We start from the raw sequence: 17,632 nt of genomic DNA, 5'->3' as shown, positions 1-17,632 counted from the left end.
CGCTTTTTGCTTTCTCACAGCTATGATCGGCTGTTTTACTACTGTATGTCCAAGCAGTACAGATTATGAATATTCGATATTTACTCTGCTTCCACTAACTCCGGTCTCAGCAGGAGTCACCATCAGTCTAATTGGCACTCGTGCTTTTACGGATTCCACATGGGAGATAATCCCCACTTTTAAGTGCTCATTATGTATCTTTTCCAACGACTCCATTACGATATCAAGCAGCATATCATCCAACGAGCCAAAACCTTCATCCAAAAAGAACAATTCAAGCGGAGCTGTCCCTTTTAACTGAATCTCCGCCGACAGCGCAAGTGCCAATGCCAGGGAAGTGACAAAGGTCTCACCTCCTGATAATGTGGCAGTCTGTCTGCGTACGCCTCCGTTCTTATTGTCCCGAATAATAAATTCTCCATCCTCATTAATCTCCAGCTCATAATTGCCATTTGTGATCTCATACAACCGTTTGGATGCGCTTTTAGAAATATATCGCAGACGTTCTGTCGCCAAAAACTCTACAAATCGTTTCCCTCTTGTCACACTTCTTAAGTCTTCCAAAATCGCAAGATGGTGTTCAATCTCTGAGAGCACTTTTCGAATTTCAGACTGCTGCTTTAGGTGTTCCTCCATTCTTTTAATCTCTTGTCTGGTCGCAATCAGTATTTCCTCTTTCTCCCTTTTTTCACGGTCCAGCATCTCACAGTTTGTTACTGCTTCCTCGTAAATCTCTTTTTCTATCTTTCTTCCAGCCAGACGCTTTTCGACATTCTCAATCTGTGCCTGTGTCTGCTGCATCTGCCGCACATATTCCTCAATCTCTTCCAGATATCTTTCCTGACATTCTTTACTTAATAATGCCTTTTTCACTTCTTCCCGGTTCAAAAATCCCTGCTGTTTTAGTTCCTCTTCCAGATATGTGCGGGCATTTTTCAGTGCTTCTTCATTACCTGTCTTTGTGCCCTGCAAAATCTGCCATACTTCTTCACTTTGTTTTAGTAAATTCTCCGCTTCTTCCTTTTTGCGCTTTGCCTCCTGATATGTCTTGCGCAGGTTCGAAAGGCTGTTTTCCAGTGTCTGCAAATAGACTTCCGGATTTGTCTCTGTCCCAATCTTTGCCCGAATCTGCTCCTGCTTTTGTGTCACTTTTTCTTTTAGCGGGATAAGCAGCATCTCCAATTGTCTTGTCTGTTGCTCCTTGTTTTTCCATTCCTCCTGGACTGCACCTAATATCTGCTCAACTTCTGTCTGCTGTCTATACATGCGATTTCGCTCAATTTCCAGTTTTTCTCTTTCCTGATCCAGATTTCGCACGCGCTCTCTTTCCGCTTTCAGACTTTGAATGCCATATGCTAAAAGCTCTTCCTGCAAAGAATTTTTTTTCTCTTCCATCTCCTTTGCAATCGCTGCTGTTTTTTCCTCAAGCTCCTTGTATTCTTCCTGTGCTGCAAGGAGAAGGCTCTGCTTCACTTGATATTCCTGCTCGACTGCTTTATAAACGCTCTCCCGCTCCTCAATTTGCTTTCTTAATATCTCTAGTTTTTCTAAATCAATACTTTCCTGTCCTTTTTCTTCTCCACCGTCACTTTCTTCATATACAAAATGACGAGAACCACAGACTGGACAAGGCTCTCCGCTTTTGAGTTTTTTCCGCAGATTCAAAATCTGAGTCTGCTCCATATCTTTATTGAACTCGGCTTCCTCTTCTTTCCAAAGCTCCAGCTCCTTTTCGAGAACCGTCATCTTTTCTTTCAGTGCGACAATCTCCTGCTTTTGTGCCTGCAACTGGGCTTTCTTCCGGTCTGTCTTCTGCTCTTTTTCCTTTCGCTCCCTCAAAATGCCGGTCAGTTCATTGTAGCGCAGCATAAACTGTTCCAACGCTTCCCTGTATTCACTTGTGACCATACACTGACTCAGCATTTCTTCTGTTTTTCGCAATTCTTCTGTCTGCGACTCTTTTTTCAGTTGGGTCTTTTGTACCTTTTCTTTGAGCGATTGCTCCTGTGTTCTGCTCTCATTCCACAATGCTTCGCTGCAGTTCTGCTCTTTTTGCAATTGGGGCAGTTCCCGATAGTCCTTTAGCGCTTCTTTTGCCCGCTCAATCGAGGTGAGAAGTCCTGACTCCTTTGACTCCTTTTCTGTCTCCAGTTTGGAAAAATGTTCCTGTCTTACTTTGACATCTTCTTTCCGTTTTTCATACCGCGCCGTCTCTTGTTCCAATTTCTGCAAAAGTTCTGTTTCTTTATCTTCCAGTTCAGTCACCGAACGAAGAATAGGCATGACATGTCCCGCTTTATCAGACAACGTCAGGCTCTTTTTTTTCTCTTCAATGATTTGTTCCTTTTCAAAAAGCATTTTCTCTTTCTGCTTTAATAACTGCTGTTCTTCTTGAAGATTCCATATTTCTTTATAAATTTCTGCCTCTTTACGACGTTCCCGCAATGCCTTTTCAAGCAACTCAATCTCCGTCTGATAGTTATCTTTTCGCTCCCGTGCATCTCTTAGCTCTTCTTCACTACAGTCTCCGTAGACCTCCGCCTGTCCGCAGAGTCTTGTGTGCTCTGACTGCTCTTTTTTGATTGCAGAGGCGATGCGTTCCTCCAGACGCACACCATACTCCTCCAAACGAAAGAGGCGCTCTAAGATTTCTCTTCGGTCTTTTCCACTCACCTTTAAAAATTCACTGAATTTCCCTTGTGGCAAAACAACCGTCCGCATAAAGTCATCTGCAGTCAGACCGATAATCTCCACACAGGCACGATCCACACCTGTCACAGATTCTTCTAATACAGTCTCTCCATCTGTCACATCCAAAAGTCTGCATTTTCCGGATTTTGTCCCTTTTTCACCTGCTTTAAACTCACGCTCCACCCGGTAACGCTTTACCTGTGCCGCAGTAATCTGAAATTCATAACTCACCTGCGCACTCTTACAATTTTTATTTACAAACTCATTCGTTCCCCGTGACATTGCCTTCATTCCGTAAAGTGCAAGAATCATTCCATCTAAAATTGTGGATTTCCCACTTCCCGTAGGACCAAAAATTCCAAAAAAACCTTGTTTGGTCAGTTTTTCAAAATCAATTGTCTGCTCCTCCACAAAACTGTTTAACCCTTTGATCTTTAATTTAATCGGTCTCATGCGGCTCCTCCTCTTTACATAGCTTTAACAGCATATCCCGCGTCTCTTCAGACATCTGCGCACCACGTTCCCGTCTGTAAAACTCTGCAAACACTTCCGGAAATGGACGATCCTTCCACGATGTCTCTGCCTCTTCTGTGTCTTTTTCCCGCAAGATCGGGTGGATTTCCAGGATATCCTTTTTCGTCTGCTTCATCTTCTTGATCTCATCTTCCAAAATGGCGCGCTCTGTCTCAATTTCCAAGTACACCCAGCAGTTCTTGGCCCGATTCTCCTCGCAGACCATGATTGCCTCCGATATACTCGTGCATCTCCACACCTCGATTGGTTTGTACTGTTTTAATTCGATCGGCTCAACTTTCATCGATTCGCCCTTTCTGATATCCACACACAGCACCTGTTTTTGGTAACGTTCTTCTCCTTTCCGATACTCGATCGGTGAACCGGAATAGCGAATATTTGGGTGTCCCGGAATACTTTGCGGTCTGTGAATATGCCCAAGCGCCACATAATCTGCAAGCTTCGGAAAAATATCCGGATCTGCCAGATAACTTCCTCCAAGCTGTATGCTTCTTTCAGAACCTTCTTCCAAACTGTCCATTACAAACAAATGAGAGACGATGATATTGACCGTCTCTTCTTCAAACTGATCTGCCAGTCTGTCAAACAGACATCTCAGCCGCTCATTATACGTTTCCAATTGTATTTCTTCCGATTCCATCTCCGAATAAAGTACCTCTTCCAGCCTTTTTTCACTTGGAAACGGCACGGTCAAAACGACCGCTTGCTCAGATTCTCTCTCAATCCTGATGTATCCTTCTCCACTTCTGCAAACCTTCCAGCTTCCATACTGCCCTTTTGGGATCACCGTCTTTGGTGTTCCGACCATGATAATGCCATGCTCCATCGCAAGCGGTGTCGCCGACACAAGACGCTCCGGGTTATCATGATTGCCCGCAATCACAATCGTAAGTCTTCTGCCTCCCTCCGAAATCTTTTTCAGTGTATCATAAAACAACTGCTCCGCCTTCGCTGGTGGATTCGAGGAGTCATAGATATCGCCGGCAATCAGAACAACATCTGCATCTCTTTCTTTCACGATATCCACAAAATCCTCTAAAAACAGTTCTTGTTCCTCCAGACGGCTATGACCTTCAATATGTTTTCCAAGATGCCAGTCTGCTGTATGTATCAGTCTCATATATCCTCTCCTTATACAGATAAAATACGAATCAATTGTTTTGGCTGAAACAGTGGCAGCTTATCAAACAGTTTTTCAAGCCGCAGCAGATTGATATCAGAGTGTTCAATTTCTCTGGAGTAACGGTGTGCCACATCTACAAAATCCATAAATGTAAACCCTTCCTGTTTCTCCTGCCAAACCGCCTGCGCCAATTCCTGAATCAATATGGTACTAACCACTGCTGTCTGCATCTTTCCAAGAATGTGATCATCATAAACAGCCCCGCAGAAATAGGTAAACACAAAGTATACCATCAATTGCTCCAACAGACACGACCACACATCGTAGGAGGCACTTTTTAATCCAATCGCTTTGTGGAACTCCTTATGCCTTTCAAGATATTCTCGCTGTCCTTCCCCAAACAAAAGCCGCTCTGCCTTTCTTACATAATCTGGCCAATCCTCTTTCAGCACTTCTAATTTTGAAAGTGTGCGAAACATCTTGCGCATCTCGCTACAGTATTCATTTTCTCCAATCGGATCTTCTCCGATCTGTTTTTGCATCTCAAGCAAAGAATCCATCTCTCCGAAATCTTTCAACAGCTCATCAATCTGGAATAATTCCCCGTGATCCACCGCAATCTGGATTTCTTTCGAGAGATTTAAGACCATCCCCATGCGTACACAAATATCGACTTCCCTGTTTTGCAGCATCTTAAGAATCGCCTCTCGTGTATCCATCAATTTTGTAAACAACAAAAAATCAAACTCTTCATCTTCTTCATCCTCGGTGTCATCTTCCATCGTAATAAACTGAACCGGATCCTTACACCCTAAAATAATCTTCGCCGCCTCAATACAAGACAGCGAAAGAGATCCTTCCCGCAGACCGTCAAACTCCTCCATATGTCTCGGATAATTTCTGCACGTGTCACACAACATCTCTTCGCTGCCCTCCAAATGCAGATCACAGAGATTTTCTTCGTTCAAGAATGCACATCTTTTTTCATACTGTTGGAAACTTCCTTCCTCCCAGTCAATTGAATTGTGAAGGCGGTTTCCCAAAGCCCCCTCTGTATTTTTATATTTTTCCAATGATTTCTCATCAATCATAATCGCCCATCCTGCACAGCAGGTATCCACACATTCTGCTGCTGTACATCGAAATTGTTCAAAATAATGTGGTATTGTATATTTCATAACGTGTCCTTTCTATTTTTCACCATTTAGTGTATACCGACGCTAGTATTATACAATAAAACAGGCTTTTTCGCTACTAACGCCGCTAAAATTCTCTGGTCAGCAGCGTGTTGTCCTCCAAAAGTTCTTCCACGGTTTCAAATCCAAGCTCCTCTAGCAGTTTTCGGACATAAGGATTTTCAAGCGGCGTCTGGTAGATTGATTTTTTTGCATACTCGTCCACATACCGCTTCCCTTTTTCACTGTCTATGATTGCTTTCGGACCTCCCACACAGCCGCCAACGCATCCCATCCCCTCAAAAAAATTCGCATCCGTCTCTTTATTTTGAATGCGCCTCATCATCTCCATACACTCTTTTGTTCCATTCGCCTGTTCACAGTGAACGTTGATCTTCCCATCCGGCGAAAGCTGCCGCACCATCTCTTCCACTGCCTGACTCACTCCGCCTGTACGCGCATACAGCCTGCCTGCTTTCGAAGCATGTTCTTTTTCCTCTTCAGGAAGTTCTTCCAAAGAAATCTCTGCCGCATCAAATATATCCTGCATTTCCTGAAAGGTGAGCACATAATCTACCGCATCAGCAATATCAGGCTCTTTTGCTTCTTTTTTCTTCGCAAGACAAGGACCTGCAAATATCGTCACCGCATCCGGGTGGATTCGCTTCAAAAAACGTCCGCAGGCAACCATCGGAGAGACTGCCCCCGGAACATGCGGTAATAACTCGTGATACCTCTTTCGGATCATTGCAATCCAAACCGGACAGCAACAGCTTGTGAGCTGAAAATCTCCCGGCTCTCTGACATGTCGTTCAAACTCCAGCGCCTCTTTCAGTGTCAGAATATCTGCAAACAATGCCACCTCCACCATTCCGGTAAATCCAAGCGCTTTGCACGCACTTCTTAATTTTCCCGCCGTCACATGCCCGCGAAACTGTCCAGAAAATGCCGGCGCAACCATCAGATAAACAGGACCACTTGCATTTCGCACCGCTCTCATCGCCGGAAGCACATCTTTACTTGCTGCAAGATGATTGGATTTACATACGTCTATGCAGGCGGCACACCCCTCACAACGTGATGGATTGATAAAAAGCTCTCCTTCTTTTCCTGTCTCAATCGCATCAAATATGCAGCTTTTCTGGCACGCTCTCTCGAAACAATCTGTGCATGTATCCGTCGAAATAACAGGTGCGTATTCTTCCGGATGCAAAAGACAATCCAGATGCTTTGGATCATATTCCCTCGGCAGCAGCTCCTCCACCGAAACTTTTTGCCTCAGCAAATCTTCGTATAATTCCTGAAATGTTTTCATAGGATTTCCTCTCTTTTCTGATCATAATACTATTATGAGCAAAAAAGCTTCGTTTTATCACACTGCCTCAATTGTTTTAATAATCCCCATCTGTTTTTCTTGCTTCTTATGCCTTGATCGCCCATCTCATCTTCGTTGATTTCGCCCGGCTGTTGCGAACACATTCCTTTGCGGACGGTCGGATGACATCATTTGCAATCTCACTGTAAACACCGGCCTTTTTCCACTCCTTGAATGCCTTCTTCACAATTCTGTCTTCCCCGGAATGGAATGTTAAAATCGCCACTTTCCCACCACTTTTCAGAGCGCTTGGAAGCTTTTCCATCAGCGCATACAACACTTCAAACTCACTGTTTACATCGATTCGAAGTGCCTGAAAAGTTCTCTGGCAGGACTTTTTCACTGCCTCTTTTCGTTCTTTCTCCGGAATGAACGAAAGCGCCTCCTCTATCGTCTCATACAATTTAGTTGTCGTGTCAATCATTTCTCCCTGTCTGAGTTTTTTCATAACCAACTGTGCAATCTCTGCCGCATATGGTTCATCCGAATTCTCCACAAGCATTCCTTCCAATTCATCTTCCGTCACATTCTTTAAGCGTTCTGCCGCAGATTCTCCTTTTTCCGGATTCAGACGCAGATCCAAAGGTCCTTCGCTTTTGTATGTAAATCCTCTATCCGGATTGTCAATCTGCATGGACGATACTCCAAGATCCGCCAGAATAAAATCAAACGGTCCGGCTTCTTCGACAACCTGATCAATGTCTGCAAAATTCAAATGACGGATAGAAAGCATCTCTTCTCCATATCCAAGGTTCTTCAAACGCTCTTTTGTCTTCACCGACTCAATCGGATCGATATCGAGCGCATACAGATGCCCTTCACCTTTGAGACATTTTAACATTTCCAATGTGTGCCCTCCGTATCCAAGGGTTGCATCCAGCCCTTTCTGTCCCGGCTCTATCTGGAAAAAATCCAAAATTTCTTTTACACAGATGGAAATATGCATCCCTGCCGGAGTCCCACCCTTTCCGATTACTTTTTCAACGGTCTCCGGATATTTTTCCGGATTCAGCTCTTTATACTTTTCTTTATAACTTCTTGGGTGGGTGCCTTTATAGCGCACTCGCCGTTTATGTTGTTTTTCCTGATTTTCCATATATTCTCCTTTGTCTGTTTTATTTTTGCTCCGATAAAAACCGGAAGAGCATTCCAAAATATCCTCTTAAAATCTTCTCATCTGCTCCCCATATCTCATGTCTTGTCCCAGGTACCCGCACAAGCTTTGCATCTGTATTTCCATTTTGGTTCAATTTTAATATAAACCGCACCTGTTCCTTTTTCGATACCAAATGATCATGTTCTGACTGAAACAAGATAACCGGTATTCGAATCCGTCTGACTCCGTCTCTTTGAAGGTCCCTGTTCAGACATGCTGCCGCATGAAGCCAGCCATACGATGCCGCATTCATCTGAAACAACGGCTCCTGTTCTTTTTTCGCCCGATAATATTCATAGCGAACTCTTGAAGTGGACGAACTATTTTCAAACCTTCCCGGTCCACTGTAAGGCTTCTGTCCTGCCACATACCGCTTTGCCTGCCCTGCTTTACAAAAAGCCATCGCAATGGTTCTCGCATCATGCCACGGTACTTTCCCGCTCAGAGGACGTATCATCGGCGAGGACAGAACCAGTCTTTCGAATAATTTCGGCTCCGCTGCCACTGCGGCTGCTGCAATGCCGCCTCCCATAGAATGCCCGAACAGATATAGATTTAGATTTTTATGCTCCTTTTTCGCCGTCCTTGCCACAAATAAAAGATCTGCCACATAACGCTTGTAACAATCTACATGTACAAGCGACGGATCCTCCACCAGACGATAACTGTGCCCATGCCCACAGTGCTCCGGTATATACACATGATATCCGCCTCTCAAAAAATAGTAGATCAGTTCTTTGTATTTCTCACTCGTCTCCGTAAATCCATGCGAGATCAAAAGAATTCCTTTTGCCTTCTTTGCCTGATAACATCTTACATAAATCTTTTTTCCGTGCTCCCTTTCAAGCCACAGTTCCCGCTCTTTAGAATGCAAATACGGCTCCACAACATGTTCCATCTGTTCCTGATAGTCCTGTTCTTTTAAAATACCATTTTTCATCGCATGTCTCTCCTTTCTGCTTATCTGATCTCATACATATAAAGTTCATGCAGCGCCCTCGTCGCGCAGATATATCTCGCCTGCTTTGCAAGTGCATCCTCTCTGTCAGGACAGACTGCAAATACCTGATCGAATTCCAGCCCTTTTGCAAGATAAAATGTCGTCACCGTCAGTCCCTTTTGAAAAGCAGAACTGTCCCTGTCTATATAGGCAGCCTCTTTTCCACGATGCTTCAGTTCCTCATAGACTGCTTTTGCCTCCTCCTCAGTAAATGTAAGTACAGCGGCAGTCTCAAACGCATCTTCCGCAAGACGCAGTTCCTGTTCCAATGCATCCAGTGCATCCTCTCTCCTTTCAAAAACTGCTTCGGTCACTTCTTTTCCATGCCGCTCAAACAACTCCAAATCCTGAATTCCGGTAATTGCTCCTGCGTATGCTGCAATCTCCATCGTATTTCGATAGCTTTTGTTCATCACAATTTTCTTTACCTGTCTACCAAATATCCCCGGCAAAAATGTCAGCACGTCCTGTTCTCTGTCGTCCATCGTCTGCGCTCTGTCCCCAAGAATCGTCATATCACAGGAAAACAGTTGTTTCAGAATATAATATTGCAGATAAGAATAATCCTGCATCTCATCGATGACCAGATGTTTGATCTTTTGCCTTGACGTTTTCTGCTGCAGACGATATTTCAAATACAGCATCGGATATACATCTTCATACGGAAGGATGCGTTTCTCGTAAGACCGTTCCGGAAGGATTGGATACCCTGCCTCCTCAAGCAGCCAATTATAAATCTCATAAAGATCTCTTGTCACATACATCCCCATAAATCGGTTTTTGAGTATCTCACATTCTTCTTCCGAGACTGTCCGATCATAGAGTGTCTCGTACTCATCGATCACATATTCCATCACCGCATCCATACGCGACAATAGAGGCACATCTTGAAACTTAAAATAAAACAGCTCAATCAACTCCTGCTCTGTCTTTTTTAACCCTTTCCATTCTATCTCGGAAAAATCCATCAATTCATCTTCCAGCCCCGCCAAAAATCCTTCTGTCCGACCGATAAATTCTGCTGACTGCTTCTGTCTGTACCTCTCTTCTTCCTCGTCTGTCATCCACTTTAACTGCCGTTCAATCTGATGGTATCTATCCTCACAATCCGAGACTACATGCTTAAGTTCTTTATATGCAAATAGATCAAAACTCATCTCCTGTATATTTTCCTCTCCAAGTTCCGGCAGAATGTGCGAGATATAATCTGCAAACACACTGTTTGGAGAAAGAATCAAAATATTCGAAGATTTCAAATGCTCTCTGTCGTGGTATAACAGATATGCGATCCGGTGAAGTGCCACCGAAGTTTTCCCACTTCCTGCTGCTCCCTGAATGATGAGAATCTTGTCTTTTGTATTTCGGATAATTGCATTCTGCTCTTTTTGGATTGTCCGCACAATATTTTTCAACTGCACATCCCCATTACTTCCAAGCTCTTGCTTTAAAATCTCATCATCGATCTTCACATCACTCTCAAATCCATAGATCATCCTGCCATTTCGAATCTTATACTGCCACTTTGACACAATCTCACCCTCAATCGTCCCAAGTGGAGCTTCATAAGATGCCGGACCCTGATCAAAATCATAAAACAGTCCGCTCACGGGCGCTCTCCAATCATACACAAGTGGCACACTCCCTGTGCGCTCTGCAAAATTGCCAATCCCGATATAGAACGACTCTGCCTCATCTTCCCCGTCATAGATAAAATCAACTCTCCCAAAGAATGGCGAATCCAGCATTTTTTCAAATCGGTGCTTTAACAAAAGCTTGTCCTGATTCGCATTCACCTGCTGCAGCAATGCCTGCTGATTGTCATAGTTCTCATACCCATACTCGTCCATCTCGGTATAATTCTCCCAGTAGTATTCATGCATACTCTCGACATCTTTCTGTCCTTCTGAAATGACCGTCTCCAGTTCCTCTATACGATATTTTAATTTTTCTGTCAATTGTTCTAAAAATAATGTTCCATCTGTACTCATGTTGTCATCCATTCTCTTACATATTTTCTAAGCTCTTTGTCTTGATGTTATATTATATCATATCCTTTTATGTTATGAACAAAAAAATTCCGTCCGAAAAATCATTTTCCGAACGGAATCTAACCCATTTTTATTATTGTTTTTTATCTTCTTTTGGAAGAATCAAATTTAGCAAAATTGCCACGATTGTTGTGACAACAACCGGTGATTTTCCAAATACCGTTGTCACCCATGCCGGAAAACTTGCAAGTGCGTCTGAACACTGTGTGATTCCCATTCCAAGTGCAACCGCAAGACCAACGATTGAAGTGCTGCGGTATGTAAGTGGCTGCTGTACGACAAGCTTGATACCTGTCATTGCAATCGATGCGAATACCGAAATCGTTGCACCTCCGAGTACACACTGCGGAATCGTTGTCAACAGCGCTGAGAATTTCGGGACGAACCCTGCAAGCAGAATAATCACTGCCGCCAGTCCAAGCACCATGCGGTTCACAACCTTTGTAGTTGCAACAATTCCCACATTTTGGCTGAAAGTAGCTGTCGGAAGTCCTCCAAAGAACGATCCGAAAATATTTGTGATACCATATGCCACAATACCGCCTGACAGCTCTTTATCGGTCGGCTCACGGTCAAGTCCACCGCCTGTCGTCGCTGAAAAATCTCCGATTGCCTGCACAGAGTTGATCACGAAAAGCAATACCATTGTAACAATTGAAGATACCTCAAATTTCATTCCGAAATACATCGGCTGCGGGATTTGGAACATTCCTGCCCAACCTACCGCTGAAAAATCAATCATGCCAAAGAATCCTGACACAATATATCCGACAATCATACCAATCAAAATAGATGCAAGTTTCAAAATTCCTTTTGCAAAATGGTTCAGTGCAATTACAACTGCCAGTGTGATAAATCCGACAAGCCAGTTCTGCCATGCACCATAATTCGGTGAAGATGCTCCTCCTGCCATATATTTGACAGCAGTCGGATACAATGACAGACCAATCGTAAACACAACCGTTCCCGTAATCAACGGCGGAAACAGCACTCTCAATTTCTTTACAAAAATTCCGACAAACACAGCCACCATACCGCCGATCAACTGCGCTCCTAAAATAGTCGCAATATCAAAATTTCCTGCGATCGCCTGCATACTTGGGAGATACGCAAAGCTGACACCCATAATGACCGGAAGACCGGAACCAATCTTTCCTCCAAGCGGAAACAACTGAATCAATGTGGAAATTGCAGCAATAAACAATGCTGCCTGCACAAAAATAACCTTATCGTTCCCCTCTAATCCTGCCACTCCTGCAATCACGATCGCAGGGGTTACACATCCAACAATCATTGCCACTACATGCTGCAGTGCAAGCGGAAATGCCTGTGAAAACTTCGGCATTCCATTCAATTCAAAGACAGATGCATATTTCTTATCTGTTTTCATTCCTATAGTTCTCCTCTCACTCGTCTCGCACCGACTCTCTGCCGATACTGCCGCATATCATTATAGGAAATGTTTAGATACATTGTCAATGATTGACAAACAGCTTATCCATTAGTTATTTTAATAGCTATTCATAAGCAGGAAGTTGTGCTTTTTCAAAGATAATATGAATGAAAACACTGCCGTCCCGATACCTTGCATAAATCCTTCCGCCCATCTGTTCTGTGAGCGTTTTCGCAATCGACAGTCCTAGCCCGGTTGATTTTCTGGCATCCTCAACGGTATAAAAACGATGGAATAATTTCCCTGCTTCCACCTCATTTAATTTAGACGCATGGTTTGCACATATGATTTCTCCTTCTTCTGTCAACGTAATCTTCAGATCCCCATCGCTATATTTCACCGCATTGCTCATTACATTGCCAAGAATACGCGACAACGCTTTCTTATCAAGCGCTCGAACTACTTTCTTATCCGGCATAGAAATTGTCGGACAAATATCTGCATGTTTCAGAACTGCATAGTACGCAGAAATGCATTCTTCCAAAGCAGCGTTCAGCGACACTGTTTCATAAGAAAGATTGTGCGTCGTTGATATCACAATTGAATAGCAAAACAGTTCTTCTGTCAACTGCCGCATCACCTCGGTACGGTTTCGAATAAGTTGAAGATACCTTCCGACCGTCTCTGATTTTTCCTCTTCCTCCAAAAGATCCAAATACCCGCAAATTACCGTAAGCGGTGTCCGAAGATCATGGGAAATATTCGTAACCGCATCTTTTACTTGCCGGTCTCCCTTCTGGTACCGCCTTCTCTCTTTTCGCAGCATTTTAAGCTGAACGTTCATGGAAGCAGCCAGACTGCACAAATACCGATCACGGGAAGAAATATCAATCAGCGTATTCGTGTCACTGCGGATTCGATCGGTAAATGCCTCCTCCATCTCCCTTGCTGATTTTTGCATCACATATACTTTCACCAAAAGCGCTGTCACACACCCGCTCAGCAAGACAATGATTCCAAGCAGCCACACTTCCATACGCCCCTACACTCCTTTTACTTAATATCTTTCTTCAAAAACAGTCCTATTCCACAAATAGTTGTCACCACAGTCACCACAAGTGAATAAACCATCATACGAACAGGATGGGCTATGGTCATCCCCGCTACATGCATCGCCTGTCCGCTTGGGAGCAATTCGCTCAAATTCTGATAAAGTTCCCGTTTCATTCCGGTCAGATAATGTGTATTTTTGACCGTCTCGGTCACCATCTGTCCGTTTTTCATCACCATCTGTTCAATGTATTCCGGCTGTGACAGACAATTGATGAGATACGCTGCAAAAAACATCATTCCAAATGCAAGTAAGATACAAAATACTGCTGCATTTGCCTTGCTTGAAATATTCATCGTAATCATGTTAAAAATAGAGACGTAAGCGACACAGAGCAAGATCGTTACTATCCCAATTTGAAACATCATTCCAGCAGAGAGCTTTGGCATCCCAAACATCGGAATCCCCATGGCACACCCCAGCAGATAGGCACATACAGTTATCCCTACCGCGCCAATTGCTTGAATAAGAAAATTAGACAGATATATTTGTGTTCTGGACAGTCCAAGCACCAGCTTATTCCGAATCGTTCCGTCACCATACTCCGTCCCCACATTCATACTGACAACCACAGCTGTCACAACCCCCATCAGCATCGCAAACTGGAAGAAAATAGTTTCCAGCGTAAACTCAAAATCGTATTTTCTCATATTATGATACTGTGAAACGTAGATAAAAGTCCCATATGCCAGTATCACCGCAAAGGAACTCCAATACACCTTGTTCTTCTTCAGACGATATAATCCTGCATACAGCAATCTACTCATCTTTGTCACCTCCGATCAGATTCATATAATAACTTTCCAGACTTTCATCCCGCTCTTGCATGGAAATAATTTCGCATTGCTCTTTTGCAAGTTCCAAAGCCAACGTTGACACATTGACTTTCGCATACACGTCAGCCTGTTTGTCAGAGATGATCTTGTATTCTATTTTCATCGTATCTAAAGTACGCACCAGTGCTTTTATATCAGACACTCCCACTCGAATACATTTTCTGCCTGCCTCCTCCAGCTCTTTTGCACTGACTTCTTTTATTATGTGTCCTCTGTCAATAAATCCATAATGTGTCGCAAGTTTTGACAACTCATCCAAAATATGACTGGAAATCAACACGGTGATCCCATACTCCCGGTTCAATTTTAAGATCAGTTCGCGCATTTCTATAATTCCCTGCGGATCCAGCCCATTTACCGGTTCGTCCAGCACAAGAAAATCCGGATCTCCAGCAAGCGCAATCGCAATTCCAAGCCTTTGGCGCATGCCGAGCGAAAAATTTTTAGCTTTCTTCTTTCCGGTATTTGCAATCCCCACCAGTTCCAGCAACTCCTGTATTCCGCCAAAAGATGGCATTCCAAGAATTCGGTATTGTTCTTTCAGATTCTCCTCTGCCGTCATATCCAAATAAATTGATGGCGACTCCACAACCGCTCCCATTCTCCTTCTTGCCTTTGCGATCTCCGATTCCGTCTGTCTCATCCCATACAGCGTATAGGTTCCTGACGTCGGCTTTTGCAGTCCGCAGATCAAACGGATCAGCGTCGTCTTCCCTGCACCATTTTTCCCGACAAATCCATAGATTGCACCTTTTGGCACATGCATGGAAAGTTCATCCAACGCCCGAAATCTCTTATAATTTTTGCAGAGTCTATCAGTAGTCAAAATATAGTCCATAAATTCAGCCTCCCTTTCTTTGATACTGATATTGTATCGGACAGCAATTAAGAAAACCGTTAAGAAAACTATTAAGAAATCGTAAAGATTTATACTTCTTTCATCTTAAATCCGATTCCCCACACCGTCTCAATATAATCCCGCCCGTTCACATCACGCAGCTTTTTTCTTAAATTGCTGATATGGACATTCAGTGAACTTTCCATACAATCCGGTGTATCCTCGCTGATGCGGTCAAGCATCAAAGACTTTGTGATCACCTGTGTCGGATTCTGCATCAAAAGCTTTAAAATCGCATATTCTGTTTTGGTAAGGCGGACACCATGTTCCTCCACCGAGACAACATGCGATACTGTATTCATCTGAACTCCTTCAAACTCAAGTACATCGCCGTCTGTCTTCTGCGAGTGATCTCGAAACTGTACTACAATCCTCGCAAGCAACTCTTTTATGTCAAATGGCTTTGTCATGTAATCTGCAGCACCATTTAGCAGCACATCTACTTTGTTGTCCACATCCACTTTCGCGCTGAGCACGATTACCGGAATCCCACTGATCTTTGGAAGCACTTCTTCCCCGTTCAATCCCGGCAGCATTAAATCCAGCAAGACCAAATCCGGTCTCGACAAAGACAGAAGCAATAATGCTTCTGTCCCCGAATACGCACGGCTTACGCCATACCCCTCTTTTGTTAATATCTCCTCCAGCATATCTCCGATGCTGACATCATCATCTACGATTAAAATCTGTTTCATGTTCTGATTCCTTCTCCTGATACACTTGGTATCCGTTTTTGAATATGATATCCCACTATTTTATTATAAAGAAATATTTGGAATGCCATCAAATCCTGTTTGCAGTTCCGCATCTGTCGGAATGTAATCTGACATCTTTCCATCGTGGAATTTTTCATACGCATACATATCAAAATATCCAGTTCCGGTAAGTCCGAACAAAATCGTCTTTTCCTCTCCTGTCTCTTTGCATTTAAGCGCTTCATCAATTGCAACTTTGATTGCGTGACTGCTCTCTGGCGCCGGCAGGATGCCTTCCACTCTCGCAAACTGCTCCGCCGCTTCAAACACTGCTGTCTGTTCTACCGATCTTGCTTCCATATATCCATCCGCATAAAGCTGTGACAGCACCGGACTCATTCCGTGATAGCGAAGTCCTCCCGCATGATTTGCCGACGGAATAAATCCACTTCCCAGTGTGTACATCTTCGCCAACGGACACACCATACCAGTGTCACAGAAATCATATGCAAACACACCTCTTGTAAGACTCGGGCAAGACGCCGGCTCCACTGCAATGAAATGATAATCCTTTTCTCCTCTTAATTTTTCTCCCATAAACGGAGAGATCAATCCGCCAAGATTCGATCCACCTCCGGCACATCCGATAATAATATCCGGAGTAACACCATATTTATCCATTGCAAGTTTTGCTTCTACACCGATGACTGACTGATGCAGTACAACCTGATTGAGAACACTTCCAAGCACGTAACGATACCCTTCACTTCCCACTGCAACTTCCACAGCCTCCGAGATCGCACATCCAAGACTTCCTGTCGTTCCCGGATGCTCTGCAAGAATCTTGCGCCCAACCTCTGTCTCCATCGACGGCGACGGTGTCACGCTCGCGCCGTAGGTGCGCATCACTTCTCGCCGGAACGGTTTCTGCTCATAAGAACATTTCACCATGAATACTTTACAGTCTAAGCCGAGATAAGAACACGCCATCGAAAGTGCCGTTCCCCACTGTCCTGCTCCCGTCTCTGTCGTAACACCTTTCAATCCTTGTTTCTTCGCATAATACGCCTGCGCAATGGCGGAATTCAATTTGTGACTTCCGCTCGTATTATTCCCTTCAAATTTATAGTAAATCTTTGCAGGGGTCTGTAGTTTTTCTTCCAGACAATATGCTCTTACAAGAGGTGCCGGACGGTACATCTTATAAAAATCCTGTATCTCCTGCGGAATCTCAATGTATCTGTTATCGTTGTCCAATTCTTGTTCCACCAGCTCTTTGCAGAACACAACAGAGAGTTCTTCTTCTGTCATCGGCTGCAACGTCTCCGGATTCAAAAGCGGCGCCGGTTTGTTCTTCATATCCGCACGCATATTGTACCATGTCTTTGGCATCTCATTTTCTTCCAGATAGATTTTATAAGGGATTTTTCGTTCGCTCATTGTATTTATCTCCTTTTCAATATGAAATCTGCAAAATAAGGGGTATATAAAAAATAGGCTTCGCCTATTCAGCTCCCCTTCCCCTCAATCTTGAGGGGTTAGGGGGTTTCTTTTTCTTCCTTTTTCCTGCATAATAGACTTATGAATATCTTACAAA

At 43.7% G+C, this 17,632-nt stretch carries 13 protein-coding genes; all 13 read right to left on the bottom strand.

Annotation, left to right across the window (positions count from 1 at the left end; translation table 11 throughout):
* Positions 1-63 precede the first annotated feature (63 nt).
* The 13 genes from ACTQXY_RS10325 to ACTQXY_RS10265 all read right to left on the bottom strand — a co-directional run bounded on the left by ACTQXY_RS10325 (position 64) and on the right by ACTQXY_RS10265 (position 17,475).
* Positions 64-3,144 carry an SbcC/MukB-like Walker B domain-containing protein gene (locus ACTQXY_RS10325; RefSeq protein ID WP_441659375.1) on the bottom strand — a complete coding sequence of 1,027 codons (3,081 nt, stop codon included), beginning with the start codon at positions 3,142-3,144 and terminating at the stop codon, positions 64-66.
* Entirely contained in the window at positions 3,131-4,345 is a 1,215-nt protein-coding gene (locus ACTQXY_RS10320) for an exonuclease SbcCD subunit D C-terminal domain-containing protein (RefSeq protein ID WP_441659374.1), read from the bottom strand. The genes ACTQXY_RS10325 and ACTQXY_RS10320 overlap by 14 nt, the downstream gene beginning before the upstream one ends.
* Positions 4,346-4,356: 11 nt before the next feature.
* Positions 4,357-5,526, bottom strand: coding sequence for a flagellin lysine-N-methylase (gene fliB / locus ACTQXY_RS10315; RefSeq protein WP_441659373.1), 1,170 nt, complete (start codon positions 5,524-5,526; stop codon positions 4,357-4,359).
* A gap of 85 nt (positions 5,527-5,611) precedes the next feature.
* The gene (locus tag ACTQXY_RS10310; protein WP_441659372.1) at positions 5,612-6,838 is read right to left on the bottom strand and encodes a [Fe-Fe] hydrogenase large subunit C-terminal domain-containing protein; all 1,227 of its coding nucleotides are present in this window, start codon (positions 6,836-6,838) and stop codon (positions 5,612-5,614) included.
* A 106-nt stretch (positions 6,839-6,944) separates the two neighbouring features.
* Entirely contained in the window at positions 6,945-7,994 is a 1,050-nt protein-coding gene (gene rsmH / locus ACTQXY_RS10305; protein ID WP_441659371.1) for a 16S rRNA (cytosine(1402)-N(4))-methyltransferase RsmH, read from the bottom strand.
* Positions 7,995-8,013: 19 nt separating this feature from the next.
* Positions 8,014-8,994, bottom strand: a complete 981-nt coding sequence (locus ACTQXY_RS10300) for an alpha/beta fold hydrolase (protein WP_441659370.1) — start codon at positions 8,992-8,994, stop codon at positions 8,014-8,016.
* A gap of 20 nt (positions 8,995-9,014) precedes the next feature.
* Entirely contained in the window at positions 9,015-11,054 is a 2,040-nt protein-coding gene (locus ACTQXY_RS10295; RefSeq protein ID WP_441659369.1) for a UvrD-helicase domain-containing protein, read from the bottom strand.
* Between the two features lie 121 nt (positions 11,055-11,175).
* Entirely contained in the window at positions 11,176-12,492 is a 1,317-nt protein-coding gene (locus tag ACTQXY_RS10290) for a solute carrier family 23 protein (protein WP_441659368.1), read from the bottom strand.
* Between the two features lie 127 nt (positions 12,493-12,619).
* Complete coding sequence (locus ACTQXY_RS10285) at positions 12,620-13,531, bottom strand: ATP-binding protein (protein WP_441659367.1); 912 nt, start codon at positions 13,529-13,531, stop codon at positions 12,620-12,622.
* A gap of 17 nt (positions 13,532-13,548) precedes the next feature.
* The gene (locus ACTQXY_RS10280) at positions 13,549-14,373 is read right to left on the bottom strand and encodes an ABC transporter permease (RefSeq protein WP_441659366.1); all 825 of its coding nucleotides are present in this window, start codon (positions 14,371-14,373) and stop codon (positions 13,549-13,551) included.
* On the bottom strand, positions 14,366-15,280 hold the full coding sequence (locus tag ACTQXY_RS10275; RefSeq protein WP_441659365.1) for an ATP-binding cassette domain-containing protein: 915 nt from the start codon (positions 15,278-15,280) through the stop codon (positions 14,366-14,368). The genes ACTQXY_RS10280 and ACTQXY_RS10275 overlap by 8 nt, the downstream gene beginning before the upstream one ends.
* A gap of 89 nt (positions 15,281-15,369) precedes the next feature.
* On the bottom strand, positions 15,370-16,035 hold the full coding sequence (locus ACTQXY_RS10270) for a response regulator transcription factor (protein ID WP_441659364.1): 666 nt from the start codon (positions 16,033-16,035) through the stop codon (positions 15,370-15,372).
* A 63-nt stretch (positions 16,036-16,098) separates the two neighbouring features.
* Positions 16,099-17,475 (bottom strand): TrpB-like pyridoxal phosphate-dependent enzyme, encoded by a 1,377-nt coding sequence (locus tag ACTQXY_RS10265; protein ID WP_441659363.1) that lies wholly within the window; start codon positions 17,473-17,475, stop codon positions 16,099-16,101.
* Between the last annotated feature and the right edge of the window lie 157 nt (positions 17,476-17,632).

It is taken from the genome of Faecalimonas sp. LCP19S3_D12, assembly GCF_052121495.1.
GTDB lineage: Bacteria > Bacillota > Clostridia > Lachnospirales > Lachnospiraceae > Faecalimonas.
Note: the sequence above shows the minus strand (reverse complement) of the source record. Positions and strands in the feature narration are given on the sequence as shown.